The sequence below is a fragment of the Burkholderia sp. 9775_39 genome (genome assembly GCF_015712225.1).
Taxonomy (GTDB): Bacteria; Pseudomonadota; Gammaproteobacteria; order Burkholderiales; family Burkholderiaceae; genus Burkholderia; species Burkholderia cenocepacia.
This window is the reverse complement of sequence record NZ_JACCQC010000045.1, coordinates 13,909-38,185: the sequence shown is the minus strand read 5'-3', so window position 1 is coordinate 38,185 and position 24,277 is coordinate 13,909. Positions and strand designations below refer to the sequence as shown.

At 71.1% G+C, this 24,277-nt stretch carries 22 protein-coding genes and 1 riboswitch; of the genes, 11 read left to right on the top strand and 11 right to left on the bottom strand.

What is annotated here, in order from left to right; all coding sequences use genetic code 11:
* Positions 1-37 precede the first annotated feature (37 nt).
* From H0X90_RS33755 to H0X90_RS33745, 3 genes are all read left to right on the top strand, one after another.
* Positions 38-2,689, top strand: coding sequence for a LuxR C-terminal-related transcriptional regulator (locus tag H0X90_RS33755; protein WP_077190198.1), 2,652 nt, complete (start codon positions 38-40; stop codon positions 2,687-2,689).
* Positions 2,690-2,921: 232 nt separating this feature from the next.
* The gene (locus H0X90_RS33750) at positions 2,922-4,046 is read left to right on the top strand and encodes a porin (RefSeq protein WP_077190199.1); all 1,125 of its coding nucleotides are present in this window, start codon (positions 2,922-2,924) and stop codon (positions 4,044-4,046) included.
* Between the two features lie 173 nt (positions 4,047-4,219).
* Positions 4,220-4,924, top strand: a complete 705-nt coding sequence (locus tag H0X90_RS33745) for a glutathione binding-like protein (protein ID WP_034178376.1) — start codon at positions 4,220-4,222, stop codon at positions 4,922-4,924.
* A gap of 89 nt (positions 4,925-5,013) precedes the next feature.
* On the opposite strand, the gene H0X90_RS33740 is transcribed toward H0X90_RS33745, so the two are convergent.
* Positions 5,014-5,517, bottom strand: coding sequence for a MarR family winged helix-turn-helix transcriptional regulator (locus H0X90_RS33740; RefSeq protein ID WP_077190183.1), 504 nt, complete (start codon positions 5,515-5,517; stop codon positions 5,014-5,016).
* A gap of 130 nt (positions 5,518-5,647) precedes the next feature.
* On the opposite strand from H0X90_RS33740, the gene H0X90_RS33735 reads away from it, so the two are divergent.
* Positions 5,648-6,826, top strand: coding sequence for an MFS transporter (locus H0X90_RS33735; protein ID WP_034201776.1), 1,179 nt, complete (start codon positions 5,648-5,650; stop codon positions 6,824-6,826).
* A 123-nt stretch (positions 6,827-6,949) separates the two neighbouring features.
* On the opposite strand, the gene cobM is transcribed toward H0X90_RS33735, so the two are convergent.
* From cobM to H0X90_RS33715, 4 genes are read right to left on the bottom strand one after another with little or no spacing between them, the layout of a single operon-like run.
* Positions 6,950-7,678 (bottom strand): precorrin-4 C(11)-methyltransferase, encoded by a 729-nt coding sequence (gene cobM / locus H0X90_RS33730; RefSeq protein WP_006496427.1) that lies wholly within the window; start codon positions 7,676-7,678, stop codon positions 6,950-6,952.
* 42 nt (positions 7,679-7,720) lie between these two features.
* Positions 7,721-8,452 (bottom strand): cobalt-precorrin-6A reductase, encoded by a 732-nt coding sequence (locus H0X90_RS33725; protein ID WP_034201777.1) that lies wholly within the window; start codon positions 8,450-8,452, stop codon positions 7,721-7,723.
* On the bottom strand, positions 8,449-9,537 hold the full coding sequence (locus tag H0X90_RS33720) for a cobalt-precorrin-5B (C(1))-methyltransferase (RefSeq protein ID WP_077190184.1): 1,089 nt from the start codon (positions 9,535-9,537) through the stop codon (positions 8,449-8,451). The genes H0X90_RS33725 and H0X90_RS33720 overlap by 4 nt, the downstream gene beginning before the upstream one ends.
* A complete protein-coding gene (locus H0X90_RS33715) occupies positions 9,537-10,799 on the bottom strand; it encodes a bifunctional cobalt-precorrin-7 (C(5))-methyltransferase/cobalt-precorrin-6B (C(15))-methyltransferase (protein WP_077190185.1) in 1,263 nt (420 codons plus the stop codon). Before H0X90_RS33715 ends, H0X90_RS33720 begins: the two co-directional genes overlap by 1 nt.
* 202 nt (positions 10,800-11,001) lie before the next feature.
* A riboswitch (cobalamin riboswitch) is annotated at positions 11,002-11,193 on the top strand.
* 106 nt (positions 11,194-11,299) lie between these two features.
* On the opposite strand from H0X90_RS33715, the gene cobG reads away from it, so the two are divergent.
* From cobG to H0X90_RS33690, 5 genes are all read left to right on the top strand, one after another.
* Positions 11,300-12,661, top strand: coding sequence for a precorrin-3B synthase (cobG, locus tag H0X90_RS33710; protein WP_171984165.1), 1,362 nt, complete (start codon positions 11,300-11,302; stop codon positions 12,659-12,661).
* Positions 12,654-13,280 carry a precorrin-8X methylmutase gene (locus H0X90_RS33705; RefSeq protein ID WP_006491059.1) on the top strand — a complete coding sequence of 209 codons (627 nt, stop codon included), beginning with the start codon at positions 12,654-12,656 and terminating at the stop codon, positions 13,278-13,280. The genes cobG and H0X90_RS33705 overlap by 8 nt, the downstream gene beginning before the upstream one ends.
* The gene (locus tag H0X90_RS33700; protein ID WP_048986541.1) at positions 13,277-14,011 is read left to right on the top strand and encodes a precorrin-2 C(20)-methyltransferase; all 735 of its coding nucleotides are present in this window, start codon (positions 13,277-13,279) and stop codon (positions 14,009-14,011) included. The genes H0X90_RS33705 and H0X90_RS33700 overlap by 4 nt, the downstream gene beginning before the upstream one ends.
* On the top strand, positions 14,008-15,732 hold the full coding sequence (gene cobJ, locus H0X90_RS33695) for a precorrin-3B C(17)-methyltransferase (RefSeq protein ID WP_077190187.1): 1,725 nt from the start codon (positions 14,008-14,010) through the stop codon (positions 15,730-15,732). The genes H0X90_RS33700 and cobJ overlap by 4 nt, the downstream gene beginning before the upstream one ends.
* Before the next feature lie 331 nt (positions 15,733-16,063).
* Positions 16,064-17,419 (top strand): chitinase, encoded by a 1,356-nt coding sequence (locus H0X90_RS33690; RefSeq protein ID WP_077020172.1) that lies wholly within the window; start codon positions 16,064-16,066, stop codon positions 17,417-17,419.
* Between the two features lie 102 nt (positions 17,420-17,521).
* Here the strand turns inward: H0X90_RS33690 and H0X90_RS33685 are convergent, their stop codons facing one another.
* From H0X90_RS33685 to H0X90_RS33670, 4 genes are all read right to left on the bottom strand, one after another.
* A complete protein-coding gene (locus H0X90_RS33685) occupies positions 17,522-18,265 on the bottom strand; it encodes an IclR family transcriptional regulator (RefSeq protein ID WP_006496436.1) in 744 nt (247 codons plus the stop codon).
* A 60-nt stretch (positions 18,266-18,325) separates the two neighbouring features.
* Entirely contained in the window at positions 18,326-19,492 is a 1,167-nt protein-coding gene (locus H0X90_RS33680; RefSeq protein ID WP_006482987.1) for an acyl-CoA dehydrogenase family protein, read from the bottom strand.
* 37 nt (positions 19,493-19,529) lie between these two features.
* On the bottom strand, positions 19,530-20,831 hold the full coding sequence (locus H0X90_RS33675) for a CitMHS family transporter (RefSeq protein ID WP_077190200.1): 1,302 nt from the start codon (positions 20,829-20,831) through the stop codon (positions 19,530-19,532).
* Positions 20,832-20,964: 133 nt separating this feature from the next.
* Positions 20,965-22,125, bottom strand: a complete 1,161-nt coding sequence (locus tag H0X90_RS33670) for a CaiB/BaiF CoA-transferase family protein (protein WP_077190190.1) — start codon at positions 22,123-22,125, stop codon at positions 20,965-20,967.
* Between the two features lie 279 nt (positions 22,126-22,404).
* On the opposite strand from H0X90_RS33670, the gene H0X90_RS33665 reads away from it, so the two are divergent.
* Both H0X90_RS33665 and H0X90_RS33660 read left to right on the top strand, forming a co-directional pair.
* Complete coding sequence (locus H0X90_RS33665; RefSeq protein ID WP_006492940.1) at positions 22,405-22,665, top strand: hypothetical protein; 261 nt, start codon at positions 22,405-22,407, stop codon at positions 22,663-22,665.
* A gap of 152 nt (positions 22,666-22,817) precedes the next feature.
* Entirely contained in the window at positions 22,818-23,240 is a 423-nt protein-coding gene (locus H0X90_RS33660; protein WP_048986545.1) for an NUDIX hydrolase, read from the top strand.
* 33 nt (positions 23,241-23,273) lie between these two features.
* Here H0X90_RS33660 and H0X90_RS33655 read toward each other — a convergent pair whose 3' ends face one another.
* Positions 23,274-23,600 (bottom strand): low molecular weight protein tyrosine phosphatase family protein, encoded by a 327-nt coding sequence (locus H0X90_RS33655; RefSeq protein ID WP_006496440.1) that lies wholly within the window; start codon positions 23,598-23,600, stop codon positions 23,274-23,276.
* A 25-nt stretch (positions 23,601-23,625) separates the two neighbouring features.
* Positions 23,626-24,258 (bottom strand): DUF1993 family protein, encoded by a 633-nt coding sequence (locus H0X90_RS33650; protein ID WP_020979853.1) that lies wholly within the window; start codon positions 24,256-24,258, stop codon positions 23,626-23,628.
* Between the last annotated feature and the right edge of the window lie 19 nt (positions 24,259-24,277).

Genomic DNA, 24,277 nt, shown 5'->3' with positions numbered 1-24,277 from the left:
CCACCCACCCGATCGCGCCGACGCGCCCCCCACCGAACTGGTCCTGAAGACGACCGCGCCGCGCGTGCCGGCGCAGTTGCTCGCGCGCGCACGGCTGAGCCTCGCCGCGCCGGCGTTCGACGGCCGCCCGGTCACGCTGGTGCAGGCGCCGGCCGGTTACGGCAAGACCTCGCTGCTCGCGCAATGGCGCCGCGAAACCGTCGCGCTCGGCCGCGCGGTCGTGTGGCTGTCGGCCGACGAGCGCGACGACGCGCCGCGGCTGCTGCAGGGGCTCGTGCAGGCGGTGCGGACCGGCTGCGCGCGGCCCGGTTTCGGGCGGCTGATCCCGGCCGGCGCGGCGCGTGCGCTCGACGGCCTGACCGCGTGGCTGGCCGAGGTCGCGCAACTGTCGATGGAGGCGCTGCTGATCGTCGACGACGCGGAGCGGCTGCCGCCCGCCGGCCTCGACGCGCTCACCTACGTGCTGCACAACGCGCCGCAGAACCTGCATGTCGTCGTCGCCGCGCGACGCGGGCTCGATCACGCGGCCGGCGACCTGCTCGCGGGCGGCCAATGCACGCTGGCGGGCGCCGACTGGCTGCGTTTCACGCTCGACGAGACGATCGCGCTGGTCGGCGCGCGCTTCGCGCAACGGGTGGATGCCGACGCGTGCGCGCGGCTGTTCGAGCGCGTCGACGGCTGGCCGCTCGGGCTGCAGCTCGCGATGGCCGCGATGGCGCGCTCGGCCGATCCGCGCCAGGCGGTCGACGCGCTCGCCCAACGGGTGGACGGCACGCGCGACCGGCTCGTCGAGCTGTTGCTCGCGAACCTGTCGGCCGACGACACCGCGTTCCTGACGCGCACGAGCGTCGCCGATCGGCTGCATCCGTCGCTGTGCGCGGCGTTGCTCGACGACGTGCACGCGTCCGAGCGCCTCGCGCGGCTCGCCCGCGACACGCCGCTGTTCACCGCGTCGGACGATTCGGACTGGTGCCGGCTGCACCCGCTCGTGCGCGACACGCTGCGCGATCGGCTGGCTGCGCGTCCCGACGCCGAGCGCAGCACGCTGCACGCCCGCGCGGCCGCCTGGCTCGACGCGCACGGGATGACCGAGGAAGCCGCGCGCCACGCGTACGCGGCCGGCCAGTTCGAGACCGCGTACGCGCTCGCGCAGCGCTGCCTCGAGGATGCGATCAAGCAGGGCCGCATCAACGACGTGCTCGACTGGCTCGCGCTGCTGCCCGATACGGAGCTCGACAAGCGCCCGACGCTGCGGATCGCGGTCGCGTGGGCGCTGGCGCTCGGCGAGCGCCATGTCGAGGCGCAACGTCAGATCGCGGGCATCCTGGCCGACGACGGCACGCCGGCCGCGATGCGCTACGAATGCGCGCTGATCCTCAGTGCGGCCGCGTATTACGCCGACGAAATCGACCGCTTCGTCGCGCTGTTCGAGCCGTGGGCCGACTTCACGCCGCCGGCGGCGACGTGGCTCGCGCAAATGCACGCGAACCGGCTGTCGGCGCGCGCGATCATCGTCGGCGAACCGGCGCAGGCGCGCCGGTTCCAGCAGGCGGCGCCACGCGGCGAGACGGCGGCCGGGTTCGGCTACGTCGCGCGCTGGGGCGAGCTGATCACCGGCCTGAGCTACCTGCGCGAAGGCCAGATCCGGCTCGCGGACGACGTGCTGTCGCCGGCGCTGGCGCGCGCGGAAGCCGATCTCGGGCGGCGCCATCCGCTGACCTGCATGCTCGCGGCGATGTGCGCGGCGCTCGCGTACGAGGCCGATCGCGTCGACCAGGCCGCCGCGTTGCTCGCGAACCGGCTCGACGTGCTCGAACACGCGGGCACGCCCGACACCGTGCTGCTCGGCTATCGCACGGCCGCGCGCATCGCGTTGCTGCGCGGCGTCGAGCATCGCGCGATCGATTTGCTGGAGGCGCTCGACGCGATGGGCGTTGCCCGCCGGCTGCCGCGCCTGTCGGTCGCGAGCCTTGCCGAGCAGGTGCGCATTCACGCGGCGCGTTACCGCGAGGCAACCTGCCATGCGCTGGTCGAGCGGATCGACACGATCGCCGCGGTTGAATTTCCGGCGCACGGGCCGCTGTGGCGGCGCCCCGTCGTGCTGCTGCAGGCGAGCGCGCATGCGTACGCGGCGCTCGCCGCGCGCCGCTGGGACGACGCCTGTGCGGCGCTCGACGAAGCCGCCGTGCTGGCCCGCGAAATGAGCATGGGCCGCGAGCGCATCGAGATCATGGCGCTCAGCGCGTTCGCGCTCGAACAGTCGGGGCGCGGCGGCCGTGCGCTGCTCGACGAGGCGATGAACCTCGCGGACATGTTCGGGCTCACGCGCACGCTCGCCGACGCGCATCCGGCCGTCGCCGACTGGGCGCGCCGCGCCGGCGACGAGGCGGCCGCCGGCGACGGCCCCGCGCGGCACGCGCTGCCGCAGCCGCGCATCGTGCCGCCGGCCCCGCGCGGCGCGGCGAGCCCGCGCGCGGTGCCGAGCGTCGTGCTGACGCCGAAGGAGCGCGCGATCCTCGAGCTGCTCGCGCGCAACCTGTCGAACAAGGAGATCGCGGTCGCGCTCGCCGTCGGCGAGGAAACCGTGAAATGGCACCTGAAGAACCTGTTCGGCAAGCTCGACGCCAGCTCGCGCAAGCATGCGGTGCGCCGCGCGCTGGTGCTCGGGCTGCTCGAAAGCGCGCCCTGATGCCGGCCTGAACCCGTCGCCCGCGGCTGCGCAGTCGCCTGTCCATCCCCGTTTCGATTCTCCGCAACCCTGCCCCCCGCGCATGGGGGGGAGCGGCCGCCCGTCGTTGCGTAGTCTTTCCGCACGGCTCGCGGCGGCGCGCATGTCGCGCGTTCCCGCCTGCCCCGCTGCTTCCCCGCTTTACCCGGCCGGGCTCGATCCCGTCCGGTCCATGACGATTCTGGAGACTTCGATGAAGACGAAACTGGCCGCGCTCGCGGCGCTTGCCGGCTGTTCGGCGCTCGCGCACGCGCAATCCTCCGTCACGCTGTACGGCGTGATCGACACGGGCCTGCTGTACCAGAGTACGTCGGCCGCGTCGTTCAGCCCGAGCGCGCCGAACACCGGCAAGGTGTTCCGCATGAAGGACGGCGGCATCTATTCGAGCTTCTGGGGCATCCGGGGCAGCGAGGACATCGGCGGCGGCTACAAGATCAACTTCAAGCTGCAGGGTTCGTTCGACAGCAGTACCGGCAAGCTGCAGCTGAGCGACACGCCGGGCGCCGTCGCGATCTTCAACCAGGTCGCGTCGCTCGGCGTGTCGGGCCCGTTCGGCACGTTCACGGCCGGCCGCCAGATCGTGCCGATGATCTACGCGATGGCCGACACCGACGTGCGCAATGCGCAGTTCTTCGGCAGCGTGCTGACCGCGTGGCTCGGCCTGAACACGGCCGCCGGCTGGCCGGGCACGAGCACCAACGGCGCGATCGGCGCGCTGTACGACAGCAATGCGCTCGTCTACCAGTCGCCGACGTTCGCGGGTGCGTCGATCGCGCTCGAATACGCGCCGGGCGGCGTCGCCGGGCAGTTTCAGGGCGGCACGCGCGAATCGGTCGTGCTCAGGTATGCGAACGACGGGCTGAACCTGTCGGCCGTCTACTACAACGGTCACGACACGAATCCGGCGCCGGGCGTCGCGCCGACCGGCGTCGACAACAATCGCTTCGTCTACGCCGGCGCGAAATACACGATCCGCGATTTCTCGGTGTCGGCGTCGTACGGCAACGGCAGGAATCCGTCGCATGCGGACAAGGTGAACCTCGACATGCTGTCGGCCGGCGTCGGCTACCGCTTCACGCCCGCGTTGCAGGTCACGTCCGCCGTGTACTACCTGAAGGATCGCAACCGTTCCGAAAACCGCTCGACGGCGGTCGTGCTCGCGGCCGACTACAGCTTGTCGAAACGGACGACGGTCTATGCGCAGGTCGGCCACGTGAACAATCGCGGCACGATGGACCAGATGCTCGTGTACGGGCAGCCGGTCGCACCCGGCGTCGGCACCACGGCCGCGATGGTCGGGCTGCGGCACAACTTCTGACGGCGTCGGGCGAGGCGGCACCGGGCGCGCGTGGTCGAGCCCTGCATCGATTCCGCGGATCGGCTACAGTGGGCGTTTTTCGGCGCGCTCCGGCCCGCCGCCGCGCCGTGGAACGTGTTCGGGCGCGGCAGCGCAACGCTGCGCGGATCATCCACTTCGACGAGCGAACCTTCATGCCCGACCTGTCCGCCTTCCCGATCACGAAAAAATGGCCGGCCCAGCATCCCGACCGTCTCCAGCTCTATTCGCTGCCGACGCCGAACGGCGTCAAGGTGTCGATCATGCTCGAGGAAACCGGCCTGCCGTACGAGCCGCACCTCGTGCGCTTCGACACGAACGACCAGTTTTCGCCCGAATTCCTGTCGCTGAACCCGAACAACAAGATTCCCGCGATCATCGATCCGAACGGCCCCGACGGCCAGCCGCTGCCGCTGTTCGAATCGGGCGCGATCCTGATCTATCTCGCGGACAAGACGGGTCAGCTGATCCCGAAGGATCTCGCGGGCCGCTACGAGACGATCCAGTGGGTGATGTTCCAGATGGGCGGCATCGGGCCGATGTTCGGCCAGGTCGGCTTCTTCCACAAGTTCGCCGGCCGGGATTATGAGGACAAGCGCCCGCGCCAGCGCTACGTCGACGAGTCGAAGCGCCTGCTCGGCGTGCTCGACGCGCATCTCGCGAACCGCCAGTGGGTGATGGGCGATACCTACACGATCGCCGACATCGCGATCTTCCCGTGGGTGCGCAATCTGGTCGGCTTCTACGAAGCGGGCGATCTGGTCGGGTTCAGTGAATTCCGGCACGTCAAGCGGGTGCTCGACGCGTTCGTTGCGCGGCCGGCAGTGGAGCGCGGGCTCAATATTCCGGCGCGCGGCTGAGCAAGCGGGCCGCCGTGTGCGGCCTGCCGTCGGCTCGGACCCGCCGCATTACGCGGCGGGCTTTTTTTTGCCCGCGTGGTGCGCCGGCGTCACGCGTCCGCCACTGCGCCTTCCAGCCCCGCCAGCAACTTCCCCAGCAGTTCCGACAACTGCACCTGTTCCGCCTCCGACAGCGCCGCCAGCAGCGCACGCTGATTGTCGATGTGCGCAACGACCGCTTCATCGATCAGCGCCCGCCCGGCATCCGTCAGCGCGACGAGCGTGCCGCGCCCGTCGGCCGGGTTCGGCCGGCGCTCGACCCACCCCGCCTTCTGCAGCCGATCGATGCGCGCGGTCATCCCGCCCGACGACATCATCAGCGCGTCGTACAGCGCGGTCGGCGTCAGCGCGAACGGCGCACCGCTGCGCCGCAGCGTCGCGAGCACGTCGAATTCGCCCGGCTGCATGCCGTAGCGCGCGAACAGCGGATTGAGACGGTCGCGCGCGATCACGAGCGCGGCTTCCTGCAACCGCCCCATCACCACCATCGACGTTGCGTCGAGGTCCGGACGCTCGGCGCGCCATTGCGCGAGCGCATGCTCGGCTCGATCCATTAACCCTCCTCGGCTTGCCAGTTATCTTGACGTCGAGATAAATCGGCGTTTATCTTGATGTCGAGATACTTTACCTGAAAAACGCGCGGCGCCTCGCTGGCAGCCGCGTACCGATAGAGAGGGCCTTGCAATGAATCGCTTCACTTCCCCCGGATGGCGGCTCGCCGCGATCGTGCTCGTCGGGCTGAACCTGCGGCCGGCGCTCGCCGCGGTCGGCCCGTTGCTCGACATGATCCAGCGCGCGACGGGGATCGGCGACGGCGCGGCCAGCCTGCTGACGACGATCCCGATCCTGCTGATGGGGCTCGGCGCACTGAGCGCGCGGCGCCTGCAGCGCCTCACCGGGATCGCGGGCGGCGTGTGGCTCGGTGTCGCGTTGATCGGGCTGGCTTGCGCGTCGCGCGTCGGTGCGCAGCATGCGTGGCTGCTGCTCGCGAGTGCGTGCTGCGCGGGCGTCGGGATCGCGATGGTGCAGGCGCTGTTGCCCGGCTTCGTGAAGGCGCATTTCGCAACCCGTATCGGCGGGGCGATGGGTGTCTACTCGACGTCGATCATGGGCGGTGCGGTGCTCGCGAGCGTCATCGCACCATTTGCCGCGGCGCGCTGGGGCTGGCTCGCCGCGCTTGCAGGCTGGGCGTTGCCGGCGGCGCTCGCCGCGCTGGCCTGGCCGCTGGCCAGCCGCGATGGCGACGCGCTTGCCGCCGGGCCGGCGTCGGTATCGAATGCGCGGCCGTCGCGTTCGCCGCGCGCATGGCGGCTCGCGCTGTTCTTCGGCATCGCGACCGGCGCATACACGCTGGTGCTCGCGTGGCTGCCGCCGTACTACATGCGGCTCGGCTGGTCGCCGACCGCGGCCGGCAGCCTGCTCGGCGGCGTGACGCTCGCGGAAGTCGTCGCGGGGCTGACGATTTCCGCGACGATCGACCGTCTGCCCGATCGCCGGCCCGCGCTGCATGCGGCGATCGCGTCGCTGTTCGTCGGGTTGCTGGTGATGCTGGCCGCACCGGAAGCGCTCGCATTGCCGGCCGCGCTGCTCGTCGGCGCGGGAATCGGCGCGCTGTTTCCGCTGTCGCTGATCGTCACGGTCGACCATGCGGCGACGCCGGCCGATGCCGCGTCGCTGACGGGGTTCGTGCAGGGTATCGGTTACTTGATCGCCGGCTTGTTCCCGTTCGCGGCCGGCATCGTGCGCCAGCATCTCGCCGACCTGACACCCGCATGGATCGCGATGGCGTGCCTCTGTGTCGTGCTGTTCGTGCTCGCGGCCGGGTTCGCGCCGAAACGGGTGCGGCAGATGGCGCGAGCCTGAGCGACATCGCGGACCAGCGGCGCGGGCGTCTGTATGCCCGGTGCCGTCCCGGTCATGCTCGCTCGCGCACCGGCAATATCCTCGCGGCCCGTCCAGATACTCGGCTCCACGGCGCTGGCGTGTTCAGCCTGCGCTCGCGTACAGCGTCGAATCCGCGAACCCTTCGGCGTCGAGCACGCGCCCGATCAGGATCAGCGCGGTGCGCTCGATCTGCGTGCCCTGCACCTTGCCGACGATGTCGGCCAGCGTGCCCGTCACGCGCGCCTCGTCGGGCCAGCTCGCGCGATAGATCACCGCCACCGGGCAATCGGCGCCGTAATGCGGCAGCACTTCGTCGACGATGCGCGCGAGATGGCGCACGCCGAGATGGATCGCGAGCGTCGCGCGGTGCGCGGCCAGCCCGCCGAGCGCCTCGCCTTCCGGCATCGTCGTCTTGCCCGCGAAGCGCGTGAGGATCACCGTCTGTGCGACGCCGGGCAGCGTCAGCTCGACGCCGAGCGTCGCCGCGCACGCGGCCGTGGCCGTCACGCCCGGCACGATTTCGTACGGAATCCCGAGCGCTTTCAGGCGGCGGATCTGCTCGCCGATCGCGCCGTACAGCGACGGGTCGCCCGAATGCACGCGCGCGACGTCCTGCCCGTTCGCGTGCGCGGCGGCGAGCAGCGCGACGATCGCGTCGAGGTCGAGCTCGGCCGTGTTGACGACCTGCTCCGCGCGATGACCGTCGAGCACGGCAGCCGGCACGAGCGAGCCCGCGTACAGGATCACCGGGCACGTGCGCACGAGGCGCTGGCCCTTCACCGTGATCAGCTCCGGGTCGCCGGGGCCCGCGCCGATGAAATACACCGTCATCGAAATTTCTCCGTCAATTCGTTGAGTGGCCGCTGCGTCGCGTCACGCGCGCGCGGCCGGATCGAGTGCGTCGATGAGCGCCGGGACCGAGTCGAACGCGCGGTCGGCATCGGGCAGCGGCGGCCGGCGCAGCATCACGACCGGCAGCCCGCGTTCGCGCGCGACGTCGAGCTTGGCCTCGGTGGCCGCGCCGCCGCTGTTCTTGCTGACGACGACGTCGATGCCCGCCAGCGCGAACAGCGCGCGTTCGCCGTCGAGCGTGAACGGCCCGCGCGCGGCGACGACCTGCGCACGGGCGTTGCCGGGATGCGCGTCGAGGCAGCGGACGAGCCAGAACTGGTGTGGCGGGATCGCATCGAGATGCGCGAGCGGTTCGCGTCCGAGCGTGAACAGCGGGCGCCGGAACGGCGCGAGCGCGGCCTCGATGCCGGCCCAGTCGTCGACCATCCGCCAGTCGTCGCCCGGCTGCGGCGTCCACGGCGCGCGGCGCAGCGCCCACAGCGGCACGCCCGCGTCGCGCGTCGCCGCCGCGGCGTTCGCGCTGATTTGCGCGGCATACGGATGCGTGGCGTCGATCACGAGGCCGATGCCGGCGTCGCGCAGATACGTGGTGAGCCCGGCTGCGCCGCCGAACCCGCCGACGCGCACGTCGCAGCGCAGATCGTCGGGCGTCTTGCCGAGGCCGGCGAGACTGTAGACATGATGCGGGCCGAGCGCGCGCGCGATTTTCAGCGCGTCGCCAGTGCCGCCGAGCAGCAGGATGCGCGCGCTCATCGCGCCGCCCCGACAAAGCGGCCCTGCCGGTCGATCGCGAACATCTCGACCGCGACCGATGGCGGCACGATGTCGCGCGCCACCTGCAACGCATGCGCGCAGACCAGATCGCCGAGCGGCACGGCGTCGGCCTGCGCGAGTTTCAACGCTTCCTGGCTCGTGTTCGCCGCGCGCATCGCGGCCTGCAGCGCGTCGCTCGCACCGGCTTCGGCCGCCCACTGCGCGAGCAGCGGCAGGTCGATGCTCGAATGGCGGCTGTGCAGATCGAGATGGCCGGCCGCGAGCTTGCTCAGCTTGCCGAAGCCGCCACACATCGACAGGCGCGCGACCGGCGCGCGCCGCAGATGCTTGAGCACCGCGCCCGCGAAATCGCCCATCTCGATCAGCGCCATGTCGGGCAGCTGGTAGTGCGCGCGCATCGCGTCCTCGCTCGCGTTGCCCGTGCAGGCCGCGATGTGCGCGATGCCGTTCGCGCGCGCGACGTCGATGCCCTGATGAATCGACGCGATATAGGCCGAACACGAGAACGGCCGCACGATGCCGGTCGTGCCGAGGATCGACAGCCCGCCGACGATGCCCAGCCGCGGGTTCATCGTCTTCAGCGCGAGCACCTCGCCGCCTTCGACGCCGATCGTCACGTCGAAGCCGCCCGCGTAGCCGTGCTCGGCCGCAAGCGCCTCCAGGTGCGTGGTCATCATCTGGCGCGGCACCGGATTGATCGCCGGTTCGCCGACCGGCAGCGTCAGCCCCGCGCGCGTGACCGTGCCGACGCCCGGCCCGGCATGAAAGCGCACGCCGGGCGCCGCCGCGAGCGCGACGCGCGCGAAGATCAGCGCGCCATGCGTGACGTCCGGATCGTCGCCGGCATCCTTGATCGTGCCGGCTTCGGCGCCGTCGGCGGTCGTGCGGCAGAACTCGAGCCGCATCATCACGCGCTGACCCTTCGGCAGCACGATCTCGACCGCGTCGTCCGCGTGACCCGTGAGCAGCAGCCGCGCGGCCGCGAGCGACGTCGCGGTCGCGCAACTGCCGGTCGTGTAGCCGAAGCGCAGCGGCGCGGGCTGTTCGGGGGTTTCGTCGCGCATCACGCGTCCATTGGGTTCGACGGATGCGACGCGCCGGCCACGGCAGCCGCATCCGCGGCATCGGGCTTGCGCGCGTCGTACAGCGTGACCGGCAGCGGCTGCCGCCACGTGTCGAAGCGGCCGAGCGGTTCGGCATGCGCGAACGATACGCGCGTAAGCGTGCCGCCGTGCACATCGCGCCAGGCGGCGAGCGCCATCTCGCCCTGCAGCGTGACCGCGTTCGCGACCAGCCGCCCGCCGGGTTTCAGCGACGCCCAGCACGCGTCGAGCACGCCGGGCGCCGTCGCGCCGCCGCCGATGAAGATCGCGTCGGGCCCGGCGAGCCCCGCAAGCGCTGCAGGCGCACGGCCCGCGACGAGTTGCAGGCCCGGCACGCCGAGCGTATCGCGGTTGTGTTCGATGAAGCGTTGACGCTCGGCATGCGCTTCGATCGCGATCGCCTGGCAGGATGGATGCGCGCGCATCCATTCGATGCCGATCGAGCCGCTGCCGGCGCCGACGTCCCACAGCAGTTCGCCGGGCGCGGGCGCGAGGCGACCGAGCGTCATCGCGCGCAGGTCGCGCTTGGTGAGCTGGCCGTCGTGGCGGTACGCATCGTCGGGCAGGCCGGGCGTGAGCGCGCGGCGCGGTGCGTCGGGGCCCGCCTGGCAGTCGAGCGCGACGAGATTGAGCGCGGCGGTTTCGTCGACGTGCCAGTCTTGCGCGAGGCCATCGATCCGTCGCTCGAGCGGGCCGCCGAGGTGTTCGAACACGCTGATGCGCGTCGGCCCGAAGCCGCGCGCGGCGAGTTCGGCCGCGACGGCGGCCGGCGTGCGGCCGTCGGCGCTCAGCACGAACAGGCGCCGGCCCGGCAGCAGGTGGCGGGCCAGCGTCGCGAGCGGACGCCCGACCAGCGAGACCGCGCCGACGTCCTGCAGCGCCCAGCCGAGGCGCGCCGCGGCGAGCGACAGCGACGACGGCGCGGGCAGCACGCGCCATTCGTCGGGAGAAAGCTGGCGGGCGAGCGTCGCGCCGACGCCGAACAGCATCGGGTCGCCGCTCGCGAGCACGCACACCGGCGCGCCGCGGCGCGCGAGCAACCCCGACAGGTCGAACGGCGACGGCCATGCTTCGCGCGTCGCGCGCAGTCGCGCGGGCAGCATGTCGAGCTGCCGCTTCGCGCCGACCACGTGCGCCGCATCGAGCAGCGCGCGCCGCGCGTGGCGTCCGAGCCCCGCGTAACCGTCGTCGCCGATGCCCACTACCGTCAGCCACGCCGTCATGCACCCTTCCCCATCGTTCGATTTCATCGTGTCGCCGCGCGGCCGTGAAAGCGCCGGTGCAGCCGTCCGCGTTGCAAAAAACGGCATGGTACCGTGTTCCACCCCGCGTTTCACCTGCCCGCCCGCTCGCGCGCGGCCGTTGCCCGCTTCGCCCGCCGCGAACCGCCAGCCGGTCGCGAATCGCGACCGAAATCGGGTATCCTACGGCCGTTCGTTCGCCGGTGCCCTTCGGGGCCGAAGAGGGAACACAGGGCGCACCGCGCGCCGCTGTGGCTGCCCCCGCAACTGTAGACAGCGAGCCGAGCTCCCCCTCATGCCACTGGTTTCACCGGGAAGGCCGGGAGTCGGCGCCGACCTGTCAGCCAGGAGACCTGCCGGCCAGAAAGTGCGTGCGTGCCAGTCGGCGTCGGGCGGGGTGTACCGATGCGTTGGCCGCGGCGCCACACTGTTCCGGTATCCCGTTGAGTTCCGCCCCCGATTCGATTCCTGCGTCGCCCGTCGTGCGCCCGTCGGCCTGCCCGGGGCTCGTGCGCGTGGTCGCGGCCGCCGACGGCGGGTTGTGCCGGATCAAGCTGCCGGGCGGCCGGCTCGACGCGCGCCAGGCGCGTGCGATCGCCGCCGCCGCGCGCCGGTACGGTTCCGGCGCGATCGATGCGACCAATCGTGCGAATCTCCAGTTGCGCGGCATTCGCGACGGCGCGACCGATGCGTTGACCCACGCGCTGCTCGACGCGGGGCTCGGCCCGCGCGCAAGCGCCGGCGACACCGCCGCCGAGGCGGCCGCGCTCGCGGCGAGCGACGACGTCCGCAACGTGCTGCTCAGCCCGCTCGCCGGGCACGACCCGGCCGCGCTCGTCGATAGCCACGCGCTCGCCGTGCCGCTGCTCGACATGCTGGCGAACGAGCCGCGCCGCGGCGAACTGTCGCCGAAATTCTCGATCCAGCTCGATGGTGGCGAAGCGGTCGCGGCGCTCGATCATCCGCACGACATCTGGCTCGCCGCGTGGCGCCGCGCCGACGGCGCGGTACGTCTTGCGGCGGGGCTGGCCGGCTGTCCGCCGGTGGCGCCCGGCGACCGGCCCGCGTCGGTCGACGTGTCGCCCGATCAGGGCGTCGCGCTGGTGCGCGCGCTGCTGCGTGCGTTCCTCGATCTCGCGCCAGCCGACGTCACGCGGATGCGCGCGTTGCTCGCGACGTGCGGCGAACGCACGCTGTTCGAACGCGCCCGGCGCTACCTGCCCTTTCCGCTCGCGGCCGATCCGGCGCTTGCCGGCTGGCGGCGCACGCACGCCGACCCGGCGCTGCGTTTCGGCGCGCAGCCGTCGCGCGCCGCGGCCCGCTGCAGCGTCGGCGCGCAATTCGCGCTCGGGCGGCTCGACGCGGCGCAACTGGAACGGCTCGCCGCGCTGGCCGAAGCCGACGGCGACGGCACGCTGTCGATGACGCCGTGGCAAGGCGTGTTCATGCACGGCGTGCCGAACGAACGTGCGGTGGCGATGCGCGAAGCACTCAAGTCGCTCGGCCTCGTAGGCGCGGCGTCCGAGCCGCTGGCGGCGCTCGTCGCCTGTACCGGCAGCGCGGGCTGCGCGAAAGCGCACGCCGACACGAAACGCGACGCACTCGCGCTCGCCGCCCGCATCGGCCGGCCGCTCGACGTGCACCTGACCGGCTGCGCGCGCCACTGCGCGCTGCCGCATCCCGCGACGCATACGCTCGTCGCGGTGGCGCCCGCACACTACGACCTTTACCGGCGCGACGCGACCACGGGCCTCGGCGCCCTGCTCGCGCGCTATCTGACGATTGACCAGGCCGCGGTCCGACTCATGGACGCGCGGCACAGCCAGGACACCACCGATGCTTGACTATATTCGCGACGGGCAGGAAATCTACCGCCAGTCGTTCGCGACGATCCGCGCCGAGGCCGACCTGTCGCAGGTTCCGCCCGATCTCGAGAAACTCGCGGTGCGCGTGATCCACGCGTGCGGGATGGTCGACGTCGTGTACGACCTGCGCTTCTCGGCCGGCGCCGGCACGGCCGGCCGCACGGCGCTCGCGGCCGGTGCGCCGATCCTGTGCGACGCGAGGATGGTCGCCGAAGGCATCACGCGCGCGCGGCTGCCCGCGGCCAACCGCGTGATCTGCACGCTCGGCGAGCCGGAGGTGCCCGAGCTCGCGCGCCGGCTCGGCAACACGCGTTCGGCCGCCGCGCTCGAACTGTGGCGCCCGCATCTCGCGGGCAGCGTCGTCGTGATCGGCAATGCGCCGACCGCGCTGTTCCACCTGCTCGACATGATCGACGCCGGCGCGCCGCGCCCCGCGCTGATCCTCGGTTTCCCGGTCGGCTTCATCGGCGCGGCCGAATCGAAGGCGATGCTCGACGCCGACAGCCGCGGCGTGCCGTACGTCGCGCTGCTCGGCCGGCGCGGCGGCAGCGCGATGGCGGCCGCCGCGGTCAATGCGCTTGCAACGGAGGTCGAATGACGACCGCGCGCGGACGGCTGTTCGGGGTGGGCGTCGGCCCCGGCGATCCCGAGCTGATGACGATCAAGGCGCTGCGCGTGCTGCAGGCCGCGCCCGTGGTCGCGTATTTCGTCGCGAAGGGCAAGAAAGGCAACGCGTACGGCATCGTCGAAGCGCACCTGCTCGACGGGCAGACGCAACTGCCGCTGGTTTACCCGGTGACGACCGAGGCGCTGCCGCCGCCGCTCTGCTACGAGACGGTGATCGCCGATTTCTACGACACCGCGGCCGAGATCGTCGCGGCGCACCTCGATGCGGGCCGCGACGTCGCGGTGATCTGCGAAGGCGACCCGTTCTTCTACGGCTCGTACATGTACCTGCACGACCGCCTCGCGCCGCGTTACGACACCGAGGTGATCCCCGGCGTGTGCGCGATGCTCGGCGGCACGGCCGTGCTCGGCCAGCCGCTCGTCTATCGCAACCAGAGCCTGTCGGTGCTGTCGGGCGTGCTGCCCGAGCATGAACTGCGCGAGCGGCTCGCGCGGGCCGACGCGGCCGTCGTGATGAAGCTCGGCCGCAATTTCGACAAGGTGCGACGCGTGCTCGACGAACTCGGGCTTGCGAAGCGCGCGCGGTACGTCGAGCGCGCGACGATGGCCAACCAGCGCATCGTACCGCTCGACGAGGTCGATCCGATGGCGTCGCCGTATTTCTCGCTGCTCGTCGTGCCGGGGGAAAAATGGCAAGGATGATGACGCCGCCCGCGATCGTGATCCTCGGCGCGGGCGCGCTCGATACCGCGCGGCGGATCCAGGCGCGTTACCCGGGCGCCCGTGTGCACGGTCTCGCGTCGCGCGTCGACGCCGACGTGCCGTTCGACGAGCTCGGCGCGCACCTGCGCGAACTCTATGCGCGCGGCCTGCCGATCGTCGCGCTGTGCGCGGCCGGCATCGTGATCCGCTGCCTCGCGCCCGCGCTCGCCGACAAGGGCGTCGAGCCGCCGGTGCTCGCGGTCGCGGAGGACGGTTCGGCCGTCGTGCCGCTGCTCGGCGGGCTGACGGGCGTCAACGTGATCGCGCGCGAGATCGCCGAATGCGTCGGTGTCGCGCCGGCGATCACGACGAGCGGCGAGCTGCGCTTCGGCGCGTGCGTGCTCAATCCGCCGGAAGGCTATGCGCTCGCCGATCTCGCGCAGGGCAAGCGCTTCGTGTCCGACCTGCTCGCGGGCGCGTCGACGCGCATCGACGGCGCGGCGCCGTGGCTCGACGACGTCGCGCTGCCCCGTGATGCCGCGGCCGCGCACGCGATTCGCGTGACGCCCGATGCGTGGCGCGGCGCGCGCGACGAGCTCGTGATTCATCCGCGCAGCGTGGTGGTTGGTGTTGCCGCGGATGCCGTGCATGCAGGCGAAGCGCTTGCTGCGCGCATCGACGCCATGCTCGACGCACAGGGCCTCGCGCGGCTGGCGCTCGCGGCCATCGTCGCGCCGGCGTCGGCGATCGGCGACGCCGCGCTGGAAGCCGCGGCGAGCACGCTCGACGTGCCGCTGCGTTTCGTCGATAGCGATTTCGTCGATAGCGACCGCGCCGCGTCCGCCGACGCCGCCACGCTGCTCGGTCGTGCACTGCGCGTCACCCACACGATGCGCGCGGCATCGCACGGTCTGGCGTGCGCGGTCGCATCGCAGCCGGTCGACCCGGCCACGCTCGGCCGCGCACGCGGCCGCCTGACGGTGCTCGGCCTCGGCCCGGGCGCCGCCGCGTGGCTCACGCCGGCCGCGCGCGCGGCGCTCGCGGACGCGACCGACATTCTCGGCTATACGACCTACGTGAACATGGCCGGCCCGTTTCGGGCGGACCAGCGCGTGCACGGCACCGACAATCGCGAGGAAATGCAGCGCGCGCGCCATGCGTTCGAACTGGCGGCCGAGGGCCGGCGCGTCGCGGTCGTGTCGTCGGGCGACCCGGGCGTGTTCGCGATGGCCGCGGCCGTGCTCGAAGCGCTCGACGAAGCGCGCGACCCGCAATGGGCCGCGGTCGACCTGCGCGTGGAGCCCGGCATCTCGGCGTCGCTCGCGACGGCCGCGCAGGCCGGCGCACCGCTCGGCCACGACTTCTGCGCGATCTCGCTGTCGGACAACCTGAAGCCGTGGGGCGTGATCGAGACGCGCCTGCAACACGCGGCGCAAGCCGATCTCGTGATGGCGTTCTACAACCCGATTTCGCGCGCGCGGCCGTGGCAGCTCGACCGTGCGCTCGACATCGTGCGCGCGCATCGCGCGGCCGATACGGTGGTCGTGCTCGGCCGCGATATCGGGCGGCCGGGCGCGACGCTTGCGACGACGACCCTCGGCGCACTGCGCAGCGACCAGGTCGACATGCGCACGATGGTGATCGTCGGCTCGTCGACGACGCGGCGCTTCGCGATCGGCAACGCACGCGAATGGGTCTACACGCCGCGCTGGTATCGCTGAACGTCGCGGCGCGCGTACCGAATCCGGCGGCGCTCGCGCGAATGCGCATGCCTGCGAGCCGCTGACCGGCGCGTCGCCGGTTCGCTGCAACCGGTCCATGCACGCGCTGCCTCCCGGTCAGCCGGAAAAAGTGCCCGCTCCGCGTTTCGCAACGCGATCGAATCGGCAAGATCGTTACGTATCGGGAATCGAATAACAAAAAGAAGAACACCTAAATTCCCTATTCGACCTGAATCCTCCAAGATAGGCACGCCGCCGACGGGACACGTGCCTGTCCCGCCGGCGGCGATACGCAGGCCAGCGTATCCCTCTTCCACTTGGAGAACACAGAATGAACAACAATGTGTTGCCGCGTTTCGTTCCGCGTGCGTTTGCCGCGGGTTGTCTGCTCGCGATGGCGAGCGTGTCGCACGGTGCCGGCGTCTATGCACCCTATGTCGACGTGACGCTCTATCCGACACCGCTGGTCGACCAGATCGGCGTGCGCCAGGGCATCCAGCAGTTCACGCTCGCATTCGTGGTCGCGGGCAACGGCTGCGTGCCGTCGTGGGGCGGCGTCCAGCCGATCGGCAACGGCGCGAGCGGCGGCCTGCTGACCGCGCTGTCCACGTCGATCGCGAGCTATCGTGCGAAAGGCGGCGAAGTCGCCGTGTCGTTCGGCGGCGCGAACGGCACGCCGCTGATGCAGGCATGCTCGACGGTCCCCGCGCTGAAGAGCGCGTACCAGACGGTGATCGACACGTACGGCCTCACGCACATCGACTTCGACATCGAGGGCGCGTCGCAGCAGGACACGGCTGCGGTCGCGCGCAACTTCCAGGCGGTCGCGCAACTGCAGGCCGACTACGCGGCGAAGGGCAAGCCGCTGCACGTGACGCTGACGCTGCCGACGATGCCGACCGGGCTCACGCAGGACGGCGTGAACGTCGTCAACGCGGCCATCGCGAACAAGGCCACGTTCGATGCGGTCAACGTGATGGCGATGGATTACGGCCCCGCGAACCTCGACATGGGCGCCGCCGCGATCAGCGCCGCGCAGGCGCTCTACTCGCAGCTCGACACGGCGTTCAAGTCGGCCGGGCAGCCGAAGACCAATGCGCAGCTGTGGCAGATGGTCGGCGTGACGCCGATGATCGGCGTGAACGACGTGCAAGGCGAAACGTTCACGCTCGCGAATGCGCAGACCGTGCTCAACGCGGCAATCGCGAACGGCTACGGCTTCTTCGGCAACTGGTCGGTCGGCCGCGATCAGGCGTGCCCGTCCGGCGGCACGTATGCGTCGCCGACCTGCTCGGGCGTCGCGCAGCAACCGTACGCGTTCGCGACGATCTTCAAGAAGCTCGACGGCAAGTGGGGCGCGGGCGTCACGCAGGACCCGAACTACGGCGGCGGTTCGGACGGCGGCACGCCGCAGCCGGGCGCACCGTGGGCGGCCGGCCAGGTCTATACGGCCGGCGCGACGGTCACCTACCAGGGCACGACGTATCAGGCGCAGTGGTGGACGCAGGGCGACGTGCCCGGCCAGGCGGCCGTGTGGAAGCCGGTCGGCGGCGGCACGCCCGCGTGGTCGGCGACGACCGCCTACCAGGGCGGCACGTGCGTGACGTACCAGGGCGCGAAGTATTGCGCGAAATGGTGGACGCAGGGCGACAACCCGAGCGCGGGCGGCGTGTGGGTGAAGTCGTGACGCTGCGACGCGTTCGCGCGTGACGCGCGGCGGGCCGTTTCCGGCGTGTCAGCACCGAACGCCGGCGCCGGCCCGCTGCCTGCGCCGTCGCGCGCCGCTGCCCTACCCGCGCGCGTGCTCGGCCAGCAGCCGCGCCTTCGCGTCGACGAGCAGCGCCGCATGCGTGTCGCGATGCTGGCGAATCCGCTCGGTCGGCCCGACGACCGACAGCCCGTACCAGTCGCCGTCGAGCATCAGCGCCACCGCGATCGCCGACAGTTCGGGCGCGCTCTCGCCGAAGTTCTCGGCCCAGCCGAGTTCGCGAAACCGCGCGGTCTGCGCGACGAGCGCCGGCAGGTCGGCCACCGTCGCGTCGGTAAAGCGCTCGAACGGCAGTTGCCCGCCGAGCGCCTGCTGCGCGTCGCCCGCGAGTTCCGCGAAGATCGCCTTGCCGATCGAGTTCGCGTGCAGCGGCCGCAGCTCGCCCGGCTGGCGCGTATAGCGGATCGCCTGCTCCGATTCGACGACGTCGAGATACGTGACCGACGCGCCCTGGATCTTGCCGAGCACGGCGGTTTCGCGACTCGCGTCGCGCAGCGCGACGAGGTGCGGATGCACGATGTCGACGACCGGATCGGGCGCGTCGATCGCGGCGGCGATCGTCTGCAGGCGCCGCGTCGGATAGTAGCCGCCGCGCTTGCGCACTTCGTACAGGTAGCCGCGGCTCACGAGCGTGCGCGCCATCGCGAGGCAGCTCGACGCCGGCACGTTGAGCAGGCGCGCGAGTTCGGTGAGCGGCAGCGGCCGCCGTTCGGCGGCGAACAGCTCGAACAGGTCGAGCGTGCGGGCAACGAGTTTGACGTCCATGACGAGCGCTTGATTCGGAACGGGAAACCGCGCGCCGGGCGGGCCGCCGGGTCGCTACGGTCAGTACGACTTCGGCAGCCCGAGCACCTTCTCCGCGATGTAGCACAGGATCAGTTGCGGACTCACGGGCGCGAGCCTCGGAATCATACACTCGCGCAGGTAGCGCTCGACATGGTATTCCTTCGCGTACCCCATCCCGCCGTGCGTCGCGATCGCGGTCTGGCAGGCCTGGAACGCGGCTTCCGCGCCGAGGTATTTCGCCGCGTTCGCCTCCGCGCCGCACGCCTGGCCCGCGTCGTAGCGCGTCGCGGCCTTCATCACCATCAGCCACGCGGCCTCGAGCTGCATCCACGCCTGCGCGAGCGGATGCTGGATCGACTGGTTCTGCCCGATCGGCCGACCGAACACCACGCGCTCGCACGCATACTGCGTCGCGCGGCGCAGCGCGGCCTGCCCGAGCCCGATCGCCTCCGCGGCGATCAGGATGCGTTCCGGGTTCAGCCCGTGCAGCAGATAGCGAAAGCCGTCGCCTTCGTTGCCGATCAGGTCGTCGCGCGACACGCGCAGGTTGTCGATGAACAGCATGTTCGAATCGACCGCCTTGCGGCCCATCTTCTCGATCTCGCGCACTTCGACGCGCGAACGGTCGAGGTCGGTATAGAACAGGCTCAGCCCGTCGGTCGGCTTCGCGACCTGGTCGAGCGGCGTCGTGCGCGCGATGATCAGCATCTTGTTCGCGACCTGCGCGGTCGAGATCCAGATCTTGCGCCCGCTCAGCACGTAGTGATCGCCGTCGCGGCGCGCCTGCGTGCTCAGGTGCGTGGTGTCGAGCCCGGCGTCGGGTTCGGTCACCGCGAAGCACGCCTTGTCGTGCCCGGCGATCAGCGGCGGCAGGAAGCGCGTCTTCTGCGCGTCGTTGCCGAACACCTGCACCGGGTTCAGCCCGAAGATGTTCATGTGAACGGCCGACGCGCCGGACAGGCCGGCGCCCGACGCGCTGATCGTGCGCATCATCAGCGCCGCCTCGGTCATCCCGAGCCCGGCGCCGCCGTAGGCCGGGTCCATTGCGATGCCGAGCCAGCCGGCCTCGGCGAGCGCCGCGTGGAAATCGGCCGGAAATCCGCCCGCGCGATCGCGTTCGAGCCAGTAGTCGTCGCCGAAGCGCTCGCAGATTTTCTCGATCGCGCTTTCGATCGCGCGCTGGTCGTCGGTCAGGTCGAACTGCATGGACTGCTCTCCCGGGAAGCGTGAACGGCCGCGCCGCTCACAATGGAAACACGCCCGTCGCGACCGCGGCGAAGACCATCAGCACGGTGGCGGCGAACAGGAACGGAATCGTGAATTTCTGGTGCTCGGCGAGCTCGACGCCGGTCAGCCCGACGATCAGGAACGTCGCGGGCGTGAGCGGGCTCACCGGAAAACCGGTCGTCATCTGGCCGAGCAGCGCGGCCTGCGCCATCTGGATCGGCGGCACGCCGAGCAGCTTGCCGCTTTCCGCGAGCACCGGCAGCACGCCGAAGTAGAACGAATCGGGATCGAACAGCAGGCTGAGCGGCATCGACAGCAGCCCGAGCACGAACGGCATGTGGCGCGCATGCTCGACGGGCACGTGCGCGACGACGACCTCGGCCATCGCCTTCAGCATCCCGGTGCCGGACATGATGCCGGTGAACGCGCCGGCCGCGAGCAGCACGCTCGCCATCATCAGCGCGGCCTTCGCATGCGCGTCGATCCGTTCGCGCTGCGCCTGCACGTCCGGGTAATTGATCACGAGCGCGGCGACCGTGCCGAGCATGAACATCACCATCGGGTCGACGATGCCCGACACCAGCGTGACGAGCACGACGAGCGTCAGCGCGACGTTGATCCCGAAGCGGCCCGGCCGGCGCAACGCGCGCTCGGCGTCGCTCAGCGCGCGCGGCGCGATCGCGAGCGAGGCGGCGCCGGCGCGGTCGAGCCCGAGCCGTTTCGCCTCGCGCGCGCCGAGCACGTACGCGGTGCCGAACACGAACGCGAGCCCGACGATCTGCACCGGAATCATCGGCGTGAAGATCGCCGAGCCGGGAATGTGCAGCGCGGCCGACGCGCGCAGCATCGGCCCGACCCACGGCAGGAAGTTGACGCCGGCCGCCATCGATGCGACGCACGCGAGGATGCGGCGATCCATCCCGAGCCGCGTATAGAGCGGCATCATCGCGGGCAGCGTGACGAGAAACGTGACGGCGCCCGAGCCGTCGAGATGGATCAGCAGCGCGAGCAGCGCCGAGCCCATCACGATGCGCGGCGGATGACAGCCGATCACGCGCAGCACGCCCGCGATGATCGGATCGAGCATCCCCGCGTCGGTGAGGATTCCGAAAAATAGAATCGCAAAAACGAACATGCCGGCGATCGGGCCGATGTTCTGTACGCCGTGCACGACGAACTTGCCGGTCTGCAGCCCGAAACCGGCCGCGAGCGACGCGGCCACCGGCACGACGATCAGCGCGACGAGCGGCGACAACCGCTTCGTGATGATCAGGCCGAACAGCGCGACGATGGCGACCGCGCCGATCCATGCGAGCATGATGCGTCTCCTCTGCAGCCGGTGCGCATCGAAAGGCGTGTCGATGCGCGGGCCGGCGTGATGTCCGAATGATGGTGTGCGCGGCGCGTGGCCGGGCGCCGCGATGCGGCACGGCCGGCGGCCGCGATGCCGGTCAGCGCCGGCGGTGGTCGTGATCGTCGCCGTCCGCGAACACCTGCGCCGCATGTTCGTTCAGTGCGGGCGGCGGCCGCCGGTACGTGGCCGGCGTGCGGCCGAGCTTGATCGGCGACGCGATGCCGCGATGCCGGCCCAGCTCGACCTTCATCTGCCGATGCGCGACATGCGGATGGTCGAGCGCCGCGTCGAGCCCGAGCACGGGCGCGCACGGCACGCCGCGGCGCATCAGTCGTTCGGCGAGCGCGGCGCCGTCGTGCGCGGCCAGCGCCGTTTCGAGCAGCGTGCGCAGTGCGGCGCGATGCTGGCTGCGCGCGCGGTTGTCCGCGAAACGCGGATCGTCGAGCCAGTCGCGCGTGCCGAGCACATCGCACAGCGCGGCGAACTGCCCGTTGTTGCCGACTGCCAGGAAGATGTCGACGCCCGCCGTCGGAAAGCTGTCGTACGGCGTGATGTTCGGATGCGCGTTGCCGGTGCGCACGGGCGCCTTGCCCGAATGGAAGAAGTTCGGCGTATGCGGATGCAGGATCGACAGCGCGCAGTCGAACAGCGTCGATTCGACGAACTGGCCGCGGCCGCTGGCGTCGCGTTCGCGCAGCGCCATCAGCACGCCGAGCGCCGCGTTCAGCCCCGTGACGAGATCGACGATCGGCACGCCCACTCGCAGCGGCGCGCCGCCGGCTTCGCCATTGACGCTCATCAGCCCCGCGAGCGCCTGCACGGCCGCGTCGTAGCCCGGCAGCCCGCCGAGCGGGCCGTCCGCGCCGAAACCCGACACGCGGCAATAGACGAGGCGCGGAAACCGCGCATGCAGCGCGTCGAAGCCGAGCTCCCAGCGCTCCATCGTGCCGATCTTGAAGTTCTCGACGAGCGCGTCCGCGTGTTCGAGCAGCCCGAGCAGCCGCTCGCGATCCGCCGGCTGCGTCAGGTCGAGCGCGATGCCGAGCTTGTTGCGGTTCACGCCGAGGAAGTACGACGCGGTGTCGCCGTCGAACGGCGGGCCCCACGTACGCGTCTCGTCGCCGGACGGCGGTTCGACCTTGATCACCTCCGCGCCGTGATCGGCGAGGATCTGGGTCGCGTACGGGCCGCCCAGCACCCGCGACAGATCGATGATGCGCAATCCCGCCAGCGTGCCCTGCTGCTCGTGTTCCGCCATGCGTCTCGCTCCTGGTTTCCGGTTGATCGGACGGCCGGTTCCGGCGGCCCGGCACTGGCGCGGGGCTTCTCCGGGTTCGGCGAATAATTCTTGTATGTGAATTTATATTCACACTCAAGAATTATATTGTCAAGCCCGGATGGGACCCGGCTGCCGCGCGGAGAACGTCGTCGCGCGCAAGGGGGGACGACACCGAACGCGGGCGGTTGCGGGGGCGCCCCGCCGTTCGCTAAGCTGGCGGGCAACATTCACCCCCATCAGTAACGAGGCGGAATATTCATGAAACGGTTGTGGCTGGCGGCCTTCCTGCTCGCATCGACGCTGGGCATCGCGCACGCGCAAAACCAGACTTTCCACTTCGGCGAGGGACAAACCGGGGTATCGGGCGCCGCGCCGCATGCTGCCGCGCCGGTGGCCCGGCCCGCGCCCGCACGCCGGCACGTCACCGCGCCGTCGCCGCATCACCGGCGTGCCGTTCACAAGCGCCGTCATTCGCGCCACGCGAGGCCTGCGCGCAGCGGGATCCATACGCACGCGTGAGCCGTCGCCCGTGGCGCGACCGCGGTGCACGCAACTGTCACGAACGGCCGGTAACATCGGCGCGGCGGCTTGCATGCCGTGGCAGCCGGCCGCCGACCCTCGCGCGGCCGACGCGCCTTTTTCTCCACGATTCAGTACCTGTTTTGCCGAACATGAGCACCGGGCCGGATACCGTCGCCGTCATCAAGGAACGCGCCACGATCGTGTGCCGCCAGCGCAGCAGCGTGCTGCTGGTCGCCCGCACCGCGGCGCGCTGGTCGCTGCCCGGCGGCACGATCCGGCGCGGCGAGACGCCGCTCGAGGCCGCGCGGCGGGAGCTCGCGGAGGAGACGCGGCTGGAGGGGCTCGCGCTCGACTACGCGGTGCAGTTCGGCGGGCTGACGAAGCTGCATCACGTGTTCGTGGCCGACGTGCCGGCACACCTGACGCCGCGGGCGAGCAACGAGATCGCCCGCTGCAAGTGGTTCACCATCGACCGGCTCGACACGCTGCGGGCGAGCGTGCCGACGCGCAAGATCATCGAGCTGCTGCGGCTCGACTGTTTTTCGGCGTTCGCGAGCGGGCCGCTTCGCTGAGGTCGACGCCGGCTCGGGCTCCGATTGCGGCGACTACGCGCGCAGGAACGGGCCGGCCTTGCGTTCGAGCAGCGCGACGAGTTCGGGCTGCATGAACGCGTAGCGATCGGGAATGTCGAGGCAGACGATCTTCCGGTGCTTCAGATGCGCGCCGAATTGCGCCGACAGTCGCGCCTTGTGCGCACGCTCCATCACGAACACGATGTCCGCCCAATCGAGTTGCTCGGCCGAGAGCCGCACGTCCGCATCGGGCGCGAGGCCCGCGGAGTCGGTGTCGATGCCGGGCCACGCGGCGAACACCGCTTCGGCCGTCGGGCTGCGCAGCCGGTTGCGGCTGCAGATGAACAGTGCCCGTGTCATGTCGCTGCGCGGCGCCCGAGGGGGCTCAACCTTGCGGAATCGTGCCCGGCCGCACGTACGCGAGCATGTGCGGCACGTAATCGGCCTTGCCGAGCTCGACACCGTGATGGCGCAGGATCGCGTACGCGGCGATCGCGTGGAAGTAGAACTGCGGCAGCGCCCAGTCGCGCGCGTACTGTTCGCCCGTCATGTCGAACGCGATCCCGTTCGGCAGTTCGAGCGCGATCGGCAGCGCTGCGCCGCCATCGAGCGCATCGGGGGCGAGTTCGCCGAGAAAGGCGAGCGTGCCGGCGATGATCGCCTGCGCATCGGCCGGCGAACCGGGTTGCGCATCCGCATTCCAGCCCGCCTCGCGCAAGGCCAGCAACGCCGCCGGCAGCGGTTCGCCGCGCAGCCGGTGAACCGGCTCCATCGCCTGGAAACACGAGAAGCGCACCTGGGCGGCGAGCGGATACATGTCGGGCGCCAGCCTCAGCGTCATCGCCGCGTCGGGGTCGTCGCCGGCGGCCTGCCGGTGTGCGACGGCCTTGTCGAGCCACGCGGACTGCGCGCGCAGCATCTGGGTGTAGGTCGGAACGAGAAGTTGGGTGGGTGACACGCATGCGCTCCTGTGTTGGGGTTCTCGCCCCACGATAGCAGCGTCGGCGCGAACCTGCATCCTGGCCGGGCGCCGACGT